Source organism: Flavobacterium sp. GW823-FHT04A11 (assembly GCF_058796535.1).
Genome location: NZ_CM179503.1, coordinates 1,145,033 through 1,159,851 on the forward strand (window position 1 = coordinate 1,145,033; position 14,819 = coordinate 1,159,851).

Below are 14,819 nucleotides of genomic sequence, written 5' to 3' on the forward strand. Positions count from 1 at the left end.
AAAGAAGTAATTTTACAAAATTACATGCCCATGAAAATCTAAATCAGGAAGTTATTTCATTTTCTGATTTATTGAAGGAGAAAAACATAAAAACTTAGATGAAAGAAAAAGAAAAAAAAGAGATGAGTTCAGAGAAAGATGCCAAATTAAAAGCGTTACAACTAACGCTTGACAAACTAGATAAAACGTACGGAAAAGGAACCGTAATGAAAATGGGCGACAAAGCCATCGTAGAAGTTGAAACTATTTCTTCTGGTTCTCTTGGTGTAGATTTAGCACTTGGAGTAAACGGTTATCCAAAAGGAAGAATTATCGAAATCTACGGACCGGAATCTTCTGGTAAAACAACATTGACATTACACGCAATTGCAGAAGCTCAAAAAGCAGGCGGAATTGCAGCATTTATAGATGCAGAACACGCTTTTGATAGAAATTATGCTGAAAAATTAGGCGTAGATATCGAAAACTTAATCATCTCACAACCAGACAATGGGGAACAAGCTTTAGAAATTGCTGAAAACTTAATTCGTTCAGGAGCAATCGATATTGTTGTAATTGACTCGGTTGCTGCGTTGACTCCAAAAAGCGAGATCGAAGGCGAAATGGGAGATTCTAAAATGGGTCTTCACGCACGTTTGATGTCTCAGGCTTTGAGAAAACTGACAGGAACTATCAGCAAAACAAATTGTACCGTTTTCTTCATCAACCAGTTGAGAGAGAAAATTGGTGTAATGTTTGGAAATCCTGAAACTACAACGGGTGGTAACGCCTTAAAATTCTATGCTTCAGTACGTTTGGATATTCGCCGTTCTTCTCAAATTAAAGACGGAGAAAATGTTATCGGAAACAGAACCAAAGTAAAAGTGGTTAAAAATAAAGTGGCTCCGCCTTTTAAAACTGCCGAATTCGACATTATGTACGGAGAAGGAGTTTCTAAAACAGGAGAAATTCTTGACTTAGCAGTTGAATTTGATATCGTTAAAAAAGCAGGATCATGGTTTAGCTACGGAGATACAAAATTAGGTCAAGGACGTGATGCTGTTAAAGCTTTAATTAAAGATAATCCTGAATTAGCGGATGAATTAGAGTTAAAAATTAAAGCTCATATCAAAGAATTAGCAAACGCTTAAACATATAAAAATCAATAATTTATTGGTTTTATTCTCAAACCCGACAGTTTTAAAAACTTGTCGGGTTTTTTTATTGAAAAAAAATCAAAATTACACGCAACCCTTTCACAACAATCATCTCTTATAAGAAGACTTACGATTTTACCTGGTATTTACTGCCATAAATACTTGTTCGAGAGTTTATTTTTAGAATAAATTTGGTTGTTTATTGTTTATAAAGATCCGTTAGTTTTTTGGTGCTAACGGGTTTTTATTCTTTTTTAAGAAATATTTTACTTTTCTGCGCAACCTTTTTTACTCTTTGCAATCTAATAATTGTGACGTTGACTGAGTTTTAGCCAAACTCTTTATTATCAACCTTTAAAGAACTGTAACCATGAAAGAGAAACTAGAAGTGTTGTTGAATAAAAACCGCAAGAAAACCAAACTGAAAATTAAAAAAGTATTACGTTTCATTTCTGAGAAAATAATACATCGATAAATTTTGAATATAAAAGGGGTTTTAATTCAAAATAAAACCCGGTAAACTTTTAAAGTCTGCCGGGTTTATTATTTAAAGTTATTCCTTTAATTTTTCTTTTTGAAATTCAAGTAAACCTTTATAAATTAACTGTCTTATCTGATCTCTAAGATCTTTTCTGTTTTCACTTGTCAAGCCTTTGGTTTCTACAAAAGGCAATACTTTTATTCTCATTTTGCCGGGACTTCCACTCAAAAATGTATACGAGAATCGCTCTTTATTATCGGCAAAAACAATTGGAACAATCGGAATTTGATGATCTATTGCAAGTCTGAAAGCCCCGTCTTTAAATTCATCCAGCAAAATAGTTTCATCGTCCGGAACTCCGCCTTCAGGAAAAATACAAATACTAAGTCCCTGACTAAGTCTGTCTTGTGCTCTTTTAAAAACTTCATTTTTACTTTTTGAAGAATTTCTGTCCACCAAAATACAGGTTCTTTTATAGAAAAATCCAAATAACGGAATCTTCGAAAGTTCTTTTTTTCCAACAAAAACAAATGGATTTCGAACAATCGCCAGCATCAGCATAATATCTGTCATCGAGGTATGATTGGCAACGATCATGTAGCTCTTCCCTTTCTCCAGCTTTTGAAGGCGTTCGATTTTATAATAAAAACCCATGCCAAAAAGGATGAATTTAGCCCAAATGCGGGCCATTTTAAAAAAATAGGGATATCCGCTTTCGGTTATAATAGAAACCAGCAAAAACGGCAGCATAATCAATATCGGAATGGCCATTAAAATATAAAACCAAATGCGCCATAAAATCCAAAAAACAATTTTAATTCCTTTCATGGTTTCAAATGTAAGAAATCAGACGTGAATTTTACAAAAGAATTTACTTGTAAAAAATTAAACGCAAAGAGCGCAAAGTTTCCGCAAAGTCCGCAAAGTTTTAGCCACAGATTAAAAAGATTAAACAGATTTTAAAAATCTATAGCAATCAATGTAATCTGTGGTTACTATTTTTAATCTATAACCGCAATGTTTGTACGAAAAGTATACTCTTTAAAAAACTTTGCGGACTTTGCGAAAAACTTTGCGACCTTTGCGGTTAAAAAAAACTTTGCAATCTTTGCGGTTAGAAAAAGAAAAAAACGAGAATGGCAAAAATACTTACTGGTGTTCAGAGTACTGGAACGCCACACTTAGGCAATTTATTGGGAGCAATTATTCCTGCAATAGAATTATCAAACAATCCGGCAAATGAATCATATTTGTTTATCGCTGATTTACATTCGATTACACAAATAAAAGATGGAAAAACATTAAGAGAAAACACTTATAGCACTGCAGCGGCTTGGCTTGCCTGCGGACTAAATCCTGATAAAGTTACATTTTACAGACAATCTGATGTGACTCAAACTGCTGAACTGACTTGGTATTTAAGCTGTTTTTTTCCGTTTCAGCGCTTAACGTTAGCGCATTCTTTCAAAGATAAATCAGATCGTTTGGACGATGTAAATGCTGGGCTTTTTACATATCCGATGTTAATGGCGGCAGATATTTTATTATATGATGCTGAATTTGTTCCAGTTGGAAAAGACCAGTTGCAGCATTTAGAAATCACGCGCGATGTAGCGTCTCGTTTTAATCACCAAATGGGAGAAACTTTTGTAATTCCGGAAGCTAAAATTCAGGAAGACGGTAAGTTGATTCCCGGAACAAACGGTGGAAAGATGAGTAAATCTGCTAATAATATTATCAATATTTTTCTTGACGATAAAACGCTTCGCAAACAGGTTATGAGTATTGAAACCGATAGTACTCCGCTTGAAGAACCAAAAAATCCGGATACCTGCAACGCTTTTGCAATTTATACCTTAATGGCTAATGAAGCTCAGATTGCAGAAATGAGAGCTAATTATTTAGGTGGAAATTATGGTTACGGCCACGCCAAACAAGCTTTGTTTGAATTGATTACAGAAAAATTTAAAACTGAAAGAGAGAAATACAATTACTACATTAACAACCTGGAAGAAGTTGATGCTTTACTAAAAAAAGGTGCTTCAAAAGCTTCCGTCGTTGCTGATGGTGTTTTGGCAAAAGTTAGAGAAGTTCTTGGATTTGAAAAATAAATTCATATTAAAATAAATGAAAACCCTCTTGCGTAACAAGAGGGTTTTTTATTTTATGGAATTTTAGGAAATCAATAAATAATTTGTAATTTCATCATAATCAATAAATTGCATAAAAATAGTATTCCCTTACACTAATCAAACCAAATAAAAGATGAATAAATTTGTAGAAGATTATGACGTTCCACCCTATCTGTTTCAGGCATTGAATGTTATTTTCGCCATTGTAATTATTATAGTTTTGTATCAACTGTACAAACATTTCAAGGGCAAAAAGTAAAATAAAAAAGAAATTACTCGTTAAATTGCTTCGAAGAGTTTTCCGGGCAAAGGACGAATTACGCCTTTAAGTTCCATATTTAAAAGAACTCCTGATATTTTATAAATTGGGAAATCACATTGCAACGCAATGATATCCAGCAATTCTTTTCCATTTTTTAAAAGAAAATCATAGACTTTTTGTTCATCCTGATCGAGATCTATAAACAACGATTTTTGAATTGGTTTTACTTTTTTTTCAATATCCCAATTGAGCATATAAACCAAATCTGCAGCGCTGGATAAAACATTCGCCTTCTGAGTTTTAATTAAATTATTACAACCTTGGCTGTATTTGTCGGTTACTCTTCCGGGAACGGCAAAAACATCGCGGTTATAATCGTTAGCCAGATTTGCTGTAATTAATGATCCGCCTTTATCGGCAGATTCAATGACAATTGTAGCTTCGGTCATCCCGGCAACAATGCGGTTTCTGCGCACAAAATTTTCTTTGTCAGGATTTGCCGAACTCCAAAATTCTGTGATAAATCCACCATTTTCTTCCATTTTGGCAACATATTTTTTATGTGTTTTGGGATAAATCTGATTTAAACCGTGCGCCAAAACTCCAATCGTCTGCAGGTTATTTTCCATCGCCAGCTGATGCGCCACAATATCAACACCATACGCAAAACCACTCACAATAACAGGGTCAAGCGGAGCCAGATCTTCTATAAGTTTTTTGCAGAACTCCATTCCGTATGAAGTAATTTGACGGGTTCCAACAATGCTGATAATCCTTTTATTTTTCAGATTAATATTTCCCGCAGAAAAAATCAGAACGGGCGAATCAATACAATGTTTAAGGCGTTCGGGATAATCTTCATCCTGAAAAAAAGAAACTTTTATTTCATTTGCCTTAATAAATTCAAGCTCTTTGCCGGCTTTTTCAAAAATAGATTTATCTTTTAAATTTTTCAATAAAACCGATCCTACTCCGTCAATACCAGCGATTTGAACAGCTTTCGCAGTTAAAACAGCATTGGCACTTCCAAAATGGGTCAGAAATTTTTTGGCCATAATATCACCAACACCTTCCACTTTTAATAAGGCTAATAAATAAAATAAATCCTGTTCTGACATCGTAATAATTCGTTTTTAAGAAGAAGAAAAAATCTTAAAAACAACAATTACCTGACTACTTTTAAGAATGACAAAGATATAAAATTGAAGTAATTTCTTTCAAAAATAAACAGTTTAAAACTGCGATTATTTCAAAAAAACGATTTATATTTAACTATTTGAAATTGAGTTGTCTATAAAACTATGTGAATTGTTAATAAAAATTGTGAATAAAATTTTGATAACTATATTGGATGCATAACTTTGTTACTATGAAAATCGAAACTTACATCGCGCAATTATTGTATCGTTATCAGTGTGTAACGGTTCCTGGATTTGGAGCATTTCTAACAGAAATTCACCCTGCTCAGGTTAATGAGAGTACAAATTCGTTTTTTCCACCAAAAAAAACGATCTCATTCAATAGTCTGTTAAAAAACAACGACGGATTATTGGCAAATCATATTGCTCAGGCAGAAAATACATCTTACGGTTTTGCGGTTAGTGCCATCGCTCATGAGGTACTGAACTGGAAAAAAGTATTGGAAGAATATGGTTCTTTACAGTTAAAAAATATCGGTGACATTCGTTTAAATGCCGATCAGAATATGGTATTTACACCAAACGATCAGCATAATTATTTAACAACATCTTTCGGTTTAAGTCCGTTTGTTTCTCCGGTTGTAAAAAGAGAAATTTTCGAGAAAAAAGTGGCTGAACTTGAAGAAAGAGAAGTTATAAAATTACACGAAAATGAAGAGGAAGTAAAATCTTCTAAATCGTATTTAAGATATGCCGCAATCTTTGTTTTAGGTCTTGGAATTACCGGAAGTATCGGTTATCCTTTGTACCAAAACCAAATTGCTACACAAACACTTATCGTTGAAAGTGCTGTTCAGAAAAAAGTAGAAAACAAAATACAGGAAGCAACATTTTTTATCCAGAATCCGCTGCCTGCTGTAACACTTTCTGTAGATTCTTCTAAAACTGAAACTGTTGAAACAAAAATGCCGTACCACATTATGGCCGGTGCTTTTAGAAGTGAACAAAATGCCAAAAAAGCATATGATCAATTAATAAAAGATGGTTATAATGCCAGAATGCTTGGCGAAAACAAACACGGTTTATTCCCGGTTTTATACGGAAGTTATGCTACCATGGCCGAAGCCGAAAAAGCTCAAAAAGAAATTCAGAAAGGCGAAAATCCACAAGCCTGGATTTTAGTCGAATCTTTATAAAATTAAAAAATCCAGTTCAGCAGAATTGGATTTTTTTATGCCTTATTCTGTCTTTTAAAAACCTTTTGCAACCTTTAGCTAAATAGTGCAGCGTTTATTTTTGTTTCAACATTAAAAATAAACGAAATGAACAGTACAATTAAATTTGCAATTGCAATAATGCTAATGCTGACTTCTCAGGCCTTTTTTGCACAGAAAATAGCGACTAGTGACAAAGAACAGCAAATCATCAATCAGAGAGCCGAAAAAGAGGCTAAAAAATCATCTGATGAATATCATGCGAAACTTAACGACGAACAAGCGAAATTAAAAAAGGAACAAAAGCGAGTAGAGAGACATCAAAAAGACCTTAAAAATTCTGAAAAAGACATAGAAAACAGCAAGAAGAAAATTTCAAAGCTTGAAGCTGATAATCAAAAGATGAATTCAAAATTAGGTTCACTTTCAGATGAAGAATCTCAGAAACAACAACTGAAAGTCAAAAAAAACGAAGTTGAAATTCAAAAAATCAAACTAAAACAAATTGAACAGCAAAAGGCTTTAGATAAAGTAAAAGCAGAAATATAAAACTAAAAAAATCCTGTTCATGTGGAACAGGATTTTTTTTATTTGTCTACTATTTTTGCATTCTGCGAAAGTATTTCCTTTCCGTTTTGTGAAATGGTTAAACTCGCCGGCGGCGAATCTGAAGTGCCTAAAACGATGATAGAACATTGATATAAAAAATCACCTTTTTTGAAATCGAAATGGCTGTTTCCGCCACTTCCATCAGAAATCCATTTTCCGTTAGTTATAATTAAATCAGGTTTTTCACTCATTGATTTTTTAACAGACCACGAAGCATATCTGTAATTGTCATTTCCTAAATCATCAATTCTTATTCTGAATTTTGATGTTTCCAACACATATTTCGACGCTTTGAATTTCGCAATTGACGGATGCAATTTTCCTTTTTCCCCGGCAATGAGTTTGTTTTTAAGATCTTTCTCCGCCTGAGATTGATAATTTATTGTTATCACTTTTCCATCAGTATCCATCCAGATATCGCCCTGAGCAAGCATAATTCCACGCCATCCCATTTCTGACCAGTCTTTGGCCGGATTAGATTTTATAATCTTTTTTTTAAGTGTAGCGTCAAAAATCTGGTCGTATTTTTTTATAAAATCGGCTTTGTTTTTAACTGCAGGAATTGGCGTTTCTCTTTTCAATGGGAAAGAAATAAAAGCAGCAACTCCATCTTTGTTATTACTTTTTACATTGGCAATAAAGCTTTTAATGAATTTTTGATATTCAGGTTTTAAATCCTGACTAAAAGTCAACTGACTACAAAAAATCAAAATAGCAAAATATATCATTCCATTTTTCATATCTAAATCTTTTAATTATTAATCTGATAATTATAAAGTTAATAAATTAAATCAGGATTAGATGTTTAACGTGGAACAATTACAACCCATAAGAAAGAATCATTTTCAAATCTTATTTTACATAATGTTTGAAAACAAAATCTAAAATCTAAAATCTAAAATCTAAAATCTAAAATCTAAAATCTAAAATCTAAAATCTAAAATCTAAAATCTAAAATCTAAATCAATTTATACTGGCTTTAAACATTTTAAGTTCATCCCATGTAAATTCGTCGCCGTATTTTTCCTTTAATGGACTCAAAGATTCTTCCTGATAAAACTGAAAAGCTTCACGAAGTGCTAGGATTTTATCATAAGGCAGAATATCAGAAATATCGACTTTTTTCGCCTGAATCAGTTTCACAAAGTGCGATTCAATAGTTTGCACATTTAACTTACGAATACGTGCAATATCTTCGATTGAATTTTTTTCGAGCCACAAATCGTGCGTTTCTTCTACAGTAGTTTTCTTAGCTGCTTTTGGTTCATTTTTCTCGAGTTTTTTGGCTGTATAACGTACCATAGGTTCATTAAGTTTAAAAATATCCGTATTCGACATATTAAACTCCTCACGGATTTTCGAAATCTTATCGGTTTTATAATTTTTAATTGCAGAGGACGTTAATTTTTCCTTGGAAATAGCTTCTCCGGCAACCACAATCTCGATCAGCAATTTGGCTTTCATCAAACGTAAAACCGCCTTTGTCTGCAAATCATCCAGAAAAGCCAGTTCTTCATAAAACTCTTTTACTTTTTTAAATTTCTGAATTTCAGCCATTTTCTGTAAAAGATCCGTCACCAATTTGTCCATTGGTTTGAAGAAATAATCATAAGCGGCCACTACCCTTTCCTGCACAAAAAACAAATCAACGGTTTCCTTATTGAAAATTTTATTGAGCTGATGCACGAATTTTTGAGATGGATCAAGCAATAATTCAATTGTTTCTAAACGTTTTGCTGCCCAAACCGAATGTTTTGCTTTTTCTGAATTTACGGCATTTTCGTTATAACTAAAACGATGATTGCGCCATTCCTGCGCTAAATCTGTCCAATTGAAACTGTTTATCAAATAGTTATGAATAAAATTTTTCGTTTCGAAATGCAGAGAATTCTTTAAAACTTCTTCAGTTGCTTTGTTCAAAGCATAGTCCATTACATCCTGATCGTTCGAAATACCATTCATTTGTATCGGAGAAAGTAAAATAAGCCCGTTTAAGGAAGTTAAACGCGATAATGCTACGTATGCTTGTCCAGGTAAAAAAACTTGCGATACATCGAGCGCAGCTTTCTCAAAAGTTAATCCCTGACTTTTATGCACTGTAATTGCCCACGCTAATTTAAGCGGATAATGTGCAAAAGTGCCTAAAACCTCCTCTTCTATCTCTTTTGTTAGTTCATTTACTTTGTATCGAATGTTTTTCCATTCGTATTTCTCGACTTCAATTGTTTTGTTTTCTTCCGGAAAATGAACAAAGATTTCTGCCGGCGAAAGTGACTTAACAATACCCATTTTTCCATTGAAATAGCGTTTTTCAAAAGAAACATCATTCTTAACAAACATAACCTGTGCTCCTACTTTCAGCTTCAGGTTTTCTTCTACCGGAAATATTTTTTCGGGAAAATCTCCAACAACAAATGGCTGAAAAGCAAATTCATTTCCGGCTAAATCATTAATTGCCTGTTCGTTAATGGAATCTGCTTTTGCATTATGCGTTGTAAGCGTGATATAACCCGGATTATTTTTTAAATCAAAATCGGGTTTAACATATTCGTTTAAAACCTGAATATCCTGAGGCGTAATCTGATTATTTCGAAGATTGTTTAAAACAGAAATAAAAGTATCATCTGTCTGACGATAAATCTTGGATAATTCGATATAAAGCGGCGGATTTTGCTGAATCGCGTGCGAATGAAAAAAGAATTTTCCTTTGTAATAATTGCGCAAAGTTCGCCATTCTTCATCCCGAATTACCGGCGGCAATTGCAGTAAATCGCCAATAAAAAGCACCTGAACACCGCCAAAAGTACGAGAATTTCTTCGAACAGTCTGCATCATAAAATCGATAGCATCCAGTAAATCAGCACGTAACATACTTACTTCATCAATAATCAAAAGTTCCATGTTTCTGATTACATTACGCTTAACATTATTCATTTTGAAATGTCGGCGCAAGGTTTCCTTATTCTCAAACTTCACGGTTTCAGTAAACTGAGAAGCTTCATCATAAGACGGAATAAATGCCGAAAAGGGTAATTGAAACATCGAATGAATCGTAACTCCGCCCGCATTTAAAGCCGCAATTCCCGTAGGCGCCACCACAACAGTGTTTTTGTGTGTTGTCGCGATAATTTCGCGCAAAAGCGTTGTTTTTCCTGTACCGGCTTTACCGGTCAGAAATATAGATTTTTGCGTTTGATTGATGAATTGTAAGGTGTAAGCAGCAGCTTCTGAAACGTTTTGCATTGGGCAATTATTAAAGAACTAAAGTATCTTATTTTTATAAAAGAAAAAACCTAAATCCGTAGATTTAGGTTTTTTAATAATGTAGTTAGTTTGGTATTATTTTTTAGCTTCTTCGCCTTCTTTAGCAGCAGGTTTAGCATCTGCTTTTGGAGCATCTTTGTATTTGTCATTCAAAGCTTTAATAATATCTTTTGTGATATCATATTTATCCTCAGCGTATAATACTGTTGCAGCATCACCAGTACCGTAGATATAAGAGTAACCGTTTTTCTTACCGTATTCTTTAATGAATTTTTTAACTCCACTTACAAGAGAATCCATTTCAACACCGCTTTCTTGTTGCAATTGTTGAGATAATGCTTGTTGAGCATAACCCAATTGTTGCTCTCTTTTTTGTAGCTCAGCACCTCTTTGTTGCGCCCAAGCTTGTCCGTTTGCTTGTGCCTGACTTTGAAAATTAGCAGCGTCTTGTTTAAAACGAGTAATTTCTGCTTGTAGCTGTCTTCCTTTTTCTTCTGCTTGAGCTTTGTATTTTGCTTCAAGATCTTTTGCTTCAGTGTACTCTTTCATTAAAACTGAAGTATCAACGTAAGCTGTTTTTACTTCCTTAACCTCTGCTGTTTTATTACACGAAACAACCAAAATTGAAAGTGCGATAATTACTAATGCTTTTTTCATTTTCTAAATTTCTAATTTTTTTAATGTATTGAAGACAAAAATATAAAAAAATAAACAGCATCAACATAAAGTTTAAAAAATGCTCGAATTTTATGATATTAGTTTTCTTTATAACTCCCGATTTTACTATAAAATATCACTATTAAAAGTGGCTTTTATAGCTTTTATTAGAGCGCATTTCTCAAAAAAGAGGATATTTCTCCTCACTAAACGAGAAAAAGCGCCGTAAATGCGCTTATTTTGCGTTTTAGCTGTTTTTTAAGACATAAATGTGAGATGAATACTCTTTTGTACGGCCTGCTTTTAAATTTGATCGTAAACCGACAAAAAACGCGTTGATATAATTCATTTTTCCGGTTTTATATTTTTCTGATAATAAGCTCACATAAAAAGAATCAAATTTCATCGGAAGCACTTTTACCAGTTTTATATCTACTTTTTCAAAAAGCGACTGAATGGCTTTTTTTGAAAAATGCCAAAAGTGAATCGGCACATCAAAAGCTGCCCAAAATTCTTTATAATATTTTGCGTCGTAAGATTTAAAATTTGGAACCGCAACAATTAATGTTCCAGTTGGTTTTAATAAACGCTTCAATTCCTGAATTTGAAGTTCTAAATTTGGAACGTGTTCCAAAACGTGCCACATTGTAATTACGTCAAAAGAATTATTTTCGAGAACGCTAATTTCATCCACAAAAGAAATTCCTTTTTGTATTGCAATATTTTTTGCTCTTTCGCTTGGTTCTACTCCAACAGTTTCCCAACCGTCATTTTTTGCCGTTAAAAGAAAATCTCCGGTTCCAGCTCCAATGTCTAAAATTTTACCTTTTTGATATTGTTCGGCATTTATTAAATTGAGTTTATTTTTTAAAGCAATATTTTTCACAAAGTGATATGCTTTTTCAAATAAGGAACGTTTGTTGTCTGTGTGCGAAATATAATCTTCGCTTTCGTAATATTTTCCCAGATTTTCTAAATTCGGCTGCGGAGATGTAATCAGCATATCCAAAATTTCGTCATGATACAATTCGAAAATTTCTTTAGAAACAGAATGGTCTTTTACAGTAAGAAAATGTTTTTTATTTAAAACGTCCATTTTTTAATTATAGGTATTTTTGGTTTAATGTTACAGCAAACCCAAAAACTGAAAATTCAGTTTTTGGGTTTAGTTTTTCAATCTTTATATTTTCTTTTTAGCTTCTCCAATTTATTTTTACAGCCGACATTTTTTCATTTTCAATTCTTGTTTCTGTCAAAATTGTAAATCCGTTTTTAATATAAAATGGCATTGGTGATTTGTAAAATTCGTTGTTTTGTTTTAATTCGTTTTCCTGATCAATTACCCAACCATTCAAACTTTTATTTTTCTTTTTAATTTCATTGATCAAAAGAGAACCATTTCCTTTTCCCTGAATTTTACTATTCAAAATTATAGCAAACCAATCTTCCCCTTCTCTTAAAAAAGTAAATGTCCATCCAATGATTTTATCCGAATCATCAAACAGCAAATAATGTTTGGTATTTGAAAGTCCGTTTAAATATGCATCAAAATCTTCCATAGTTTTTAAATGCAATCTTGCCGGATATTCATTGTTCCAAATCTCACGCAAAGCTTCTTTTTCTTCTATTGATAAAATCTCTTTTTGAATGATTTTCATGTTTAAGAAATTTTAGTTTTTAAATTATTGAAATAATCAGGTATCTGAACTTTCAACCCTTTTTTAGTTTTTCGCAGTTTTGTCATTCCGAGGAACGAGGAATCTTCGCGAGCAACTCTACAATCAAAAAGAACCAATCTTTCTCGATCTTGCAACGGAGATTCCTCGTTCCTCCAAATAACAAACTATTTCAAAAATTCTAATTTGTTTCACGTGGAACAAGTTTCAGTCACATTTTTCAGTTGCCAAACTGAAAACTGAAAACCGAGACTAAAAACTCCCCTATCTTCCCATATAAATCAACAACACCGAAATATCACTTGGTGACACTCCGCTTATTCTTGAAGCTTGCGAAATTGTTACAGGACGAATCTTGCTCAATTTTTGTTTCGCTTCAATCGACATTGATTTGATTTTATTGTAATCGAAATTCTCCGGAATTTTCACTTCTTCTAAACGAGTTAGTTTATCAGCATTGTTTCTTTCCTTTTCGATATAACCGGAATATTTCACCTGGATTTCGGCTTGTTCCAAAATTTCCTGATCAACATCATTAGCTTCTATATATTCTTTTACTTTTTCAAATTTCATCATATCCTCCAAATCAATCTGCGGACGAGAAAAAACTTTAAACATTTTATCTCCCTGTGTAATCGGAGCTGTTTCTTTCGCTTCTAAAATTGGATTTGTTTCTGCAACCGAAACACTCGTTTCTTTAAAGAAAGCAACCATCTTTTCAGACTCGTTTAATTTCTTTTCCATTCGGCGTAAACGAGCTTCAGATGCCAAACCAATTTCATGAGACATTGGTGTCAATCTAAAATCGGCATTATCTTGTCGCAACAAAGTTCTATACTCCGCTCTTGATGTAAACATACGATAAGGTTCTTCTGTTCCTTTCGTAATTAAGTCGTCAATCAAAACTCCGATATAAGCTTCATCACGTTTTAAAATTAATGGTGCTTTTTCATGTACTTTTAAATGCGCATTTATTCCAGCCATTAAACCTTGCGAAGCTGCCTCTTCATATCCTGTCGTTCCATTTATTTGTCCGGCAAAATACAAACCTTCAACAAGCTTTGTTTCCAAAGTATGTTTCAATTGTGTTGGCGGGAAATAATCATATTCGATCGCGTAACCCGGACGAAAGAATTTCACTTTCTCAAATCCGGCAACAGAACTCAAAGCTTTAAATTGAATATCCTCCGGAAGCGAAGTTGAAAATCCGTTTACATAAACTTCACAAGTATTCCAACCTTCCGGTTCAACAAATAATTGGTGACGCTCTTTATCTGCAAAACGATTTATTTTATCTTCTATCGAAGGACAATATCTTGGTCCAAGACTTTTGATTCTTCCGTTGAACATTGGCGAACGATCAAAACCTTCTCTTAAAATATCATGAACATCCAGCGAAGTGTATGTCATGTGACAAGATCTTTGATGCGTCAACGGAACGGTTAAATCCGAATAAGAAAACTTGTCCGGTTTTGCATCTCCTTTTTCTTCGTTCATCTTAGAATAATCCAAAGAACGTCCATCAACTCGTGGCGGCGTTCCTGTCTTCATTCTTCCAGCCTCAAATCCTGCTTTCACTAAATCTTCGGTAATTCCTGTTGCAGCACTTTCGCCTGCTCTTCCTCCTCCAAATTGTTTTTCTCCAATATGAATCAAACCATTCAAAAAAGTTCCGTTTGTCAGAACAACAGATTTAGATCGAATCTCTACTCCTAACGAAGTCCTGATTCCTTTTATCTTTCCATCCTCGATAATCAAACCTTTTACCATCTCCTGGTAGAAATCCAAATTTGGAGTTCCCTCCAACATCATTCTCCATTCTTCAGCAAAACGCATTCGATCACTTTGAACTCTTGGCGACCACATTGCAGGTCCTTTTGATTTGTTCAACATCTTAAATTGAATTGCAGTTCGGTCAGAAACAATTCCTGAGTATCCTCCAAGCGCATCAATTTCACGCACGATTTGTCCTTTTGCAATTCCACCCATCGCTGGGTTGCAAGACATTTGTGCAATGTTCTGCAGGCTCATTGTAACCAATAAAGTTTTTGATCCCAAATTTGCAGCCGCTGCCGCGGCTTCAGATCCGGCATGACCTGCACCAACAACTATAACATCGTATTCTTCTAAAAACATTTTGTTTTATTATTCTCTGGAAACCGTTTAAGGCGATTCTCAGAATTAACTTTATACTTCTTTTTGTTCCACGTGGAACAGCGCTAACGCGCATTTAAATCTTCTGAAATTCC

General features: G+C 33.7%; 12 protein-coding genes. 4 read left to right on the top strand and 8 right to left on the bottom strand.

Annotated features, from left to right (window positions below; all coding sequences use genetic code 11):
* Positions 1–122: 122 nt before the first annotated feature.
* Positions 123–1,130 (top strand): recombinase RecA, encoded by a 1,008-nt coding sequence (recA, locus tag AC3QL1_RS04970; protein WP_318801851.1) that lies wholly within the window; start codon positions 123–125, stop codon positions 1,128–1,130.
* Positions 1,131–1,689: 559 nt separating this feature from the next.
* On the opposite strand, the gene AC3QL1_RS04975 is transcribed toward recA, so the two are convergent.
* On the bottom strand, positions 1,690–2,445 hold the full coding sequence (locus AC3QL1_RS04975; protein ID WP_492495621.1) for a lysophospholipid acyltransferase family protein: 756 nt from the start codon (positions 2,443–2,445) through the stop codon (positions 1,690–1,692).
* Positions 2,446–2,753: 308 nt separating this feature from the next.
* On the opposite strand from AC3QL1_RS04975, the gene trpS reads away from it, so the two are divergent.
* The gene (gene trpS, locus AC3QL1_RS04980) at positions 2,754–3,728 is read left to right on the top strand and encodes a tryptophan--tRNA ligase (RefSeq protein WP_492495623.1); all 975 of its coding nucleotides are present in this window, start codon (positions 2,754–2,756) and stop codon (positions 3,726–3,728) included.
* A 300-nt stretch (positions 3,729–4,028) separates the two neighbouring features.
* Here trpS and dprA read toward each other — a convergent pair whose 3' ends face one another.
* Complete coding sequence (gene dprA, locus AC3QL1_RS04985; RefSeq protein ID WP_492495624.1) at positions 4,029–5,129, bottom strand: DNA-processing protein DprA; 1,101 nt, start codon at positions 5,127–5,129, stop codon at positions 4,029–4,031.
* A 251-nt stretch (positions 5,130–5,380) separates the two neighbouring features.
* Here dprA and AC3QL1_RS04990 point away from each other — a divergent pair, with 251 nt between their 5' ends.
* Together AC3QL1_RS04990 and AC3QL1_RS04995 are read left to right on the top strand one after the other, a co-directional pair.
* Positions 5,381–6,346 carry an HU domain-containing protein gene (locus tag AC3QL1_RS04990; protein ID WP_492495626.1) on the top strand — a complete coding sequence of 322 codons (966 nt, stop codon included), beginning with the start codon at positions 5,381–5,383 and terminating at the stop codon, positions 6,344–6,346.
* Positions 6,347–6,472: 126 nt separating this feature from the next.
* Positions 6,473–6,913: a hypothetical protein gene (locus tag AC3QL1_RS04995; RefSeq protein WP_492495628.1), complete on the top strand. Its 441-nt coding sequence runs from the start codon at positions 6,473–6,475 to the stop codon at positions 6,911–6,913.
* Between the two features lie 38 nt (positions 6,914–6,951).
* Here AC3QL1_RS04995 and AC3QL1_RS05000 read toward each other — a convergent pair whose 3' ends face one another.
* The 6 genes from AC3QL1_RS05000 to mnmG all read right to left on the bottom strand — a co-directional run bounded on the left by AC3QL1_RS05000 (position 6,952) and on the right by mnmG (position 14,706).
* On the bottom strand, positions 6,952–7,713 hold the full coding sequence (locus AC3QL1_RS05000) for a hypothetical protein (protein WP_492495629.1): 762 nt from the start codon (positions 7,711–7,713) through the stop codon (positions 6,952–6,954).
* 223 nt (positions 7,714–7,936) lie between these two features.
* Complete coding sequence (locus AC3QL1_RS05005; protein WP_492495631.1) at positions 7,937–10,216, bottom strand: helix-turn-helix domain-containing protein; 2,280 nt, start codon at positions 10,214–10,216, stop codon at positions 7,937–7,939.
* Between the two features lie 96 nt (positions 10,217–10,312).
* Positions 10,313–10,894, bottom strand: a complete 582-nt coding sequence (locus AC3QL1_RS05010) for an OmpH/Skp family outer membrane protein (RefSeq protein WP_492495633.1) — start codon at positions 10,892–10,894, stop codon at positions 10,313–10,315.
* Positions 10,895–11,141: 247 nt separating this feature from the next.
* Positions 11,142–11,990, bottom strand: a complete 849-nt coding sequence (locus tag AC3QL1_RS05015) for a class I SAM-dependent methyltransferase (RefSeq protein ID WP_492495635.1) — start codon at positions 11,988–11,990, stop codon at positions 11,142–11,144.
* Between the two features lie 97 nt (positions 11,991–12,087).
* Positions 12,088–12,552: a GNAT family N-acetyltransferase gene (locus tag AC3QL1_RS05020; RefSeq protein WP_492495637.1), complete on the bottom strand. Its 465-nt coding sequence runs from the start codon at positions 12,550–12,552 to the stop codon at positions 12,088–12,090.
* A gap of 282 nt (positions 12,553–12,834) precedes the next feature.
* Positions 12,835–14,706 carry a tRNA uridine-5-carboxymethylaminomethyl(34) synthesis enzyme MnmG gene (gene mnmG / locus AC3QL1_RS05025; protein ID WP_492495639.1) on the bottom strand — a complete coding sequence of 624 codons (1,872 nt, stop codon included), beginning with the start codon at positions 14,704–14,706 and terminating at the stop codon, positions 12,835–12,837.
* Between the last annotated feature and the right edge of the window lie 113 nt (positions 14,707–14,819).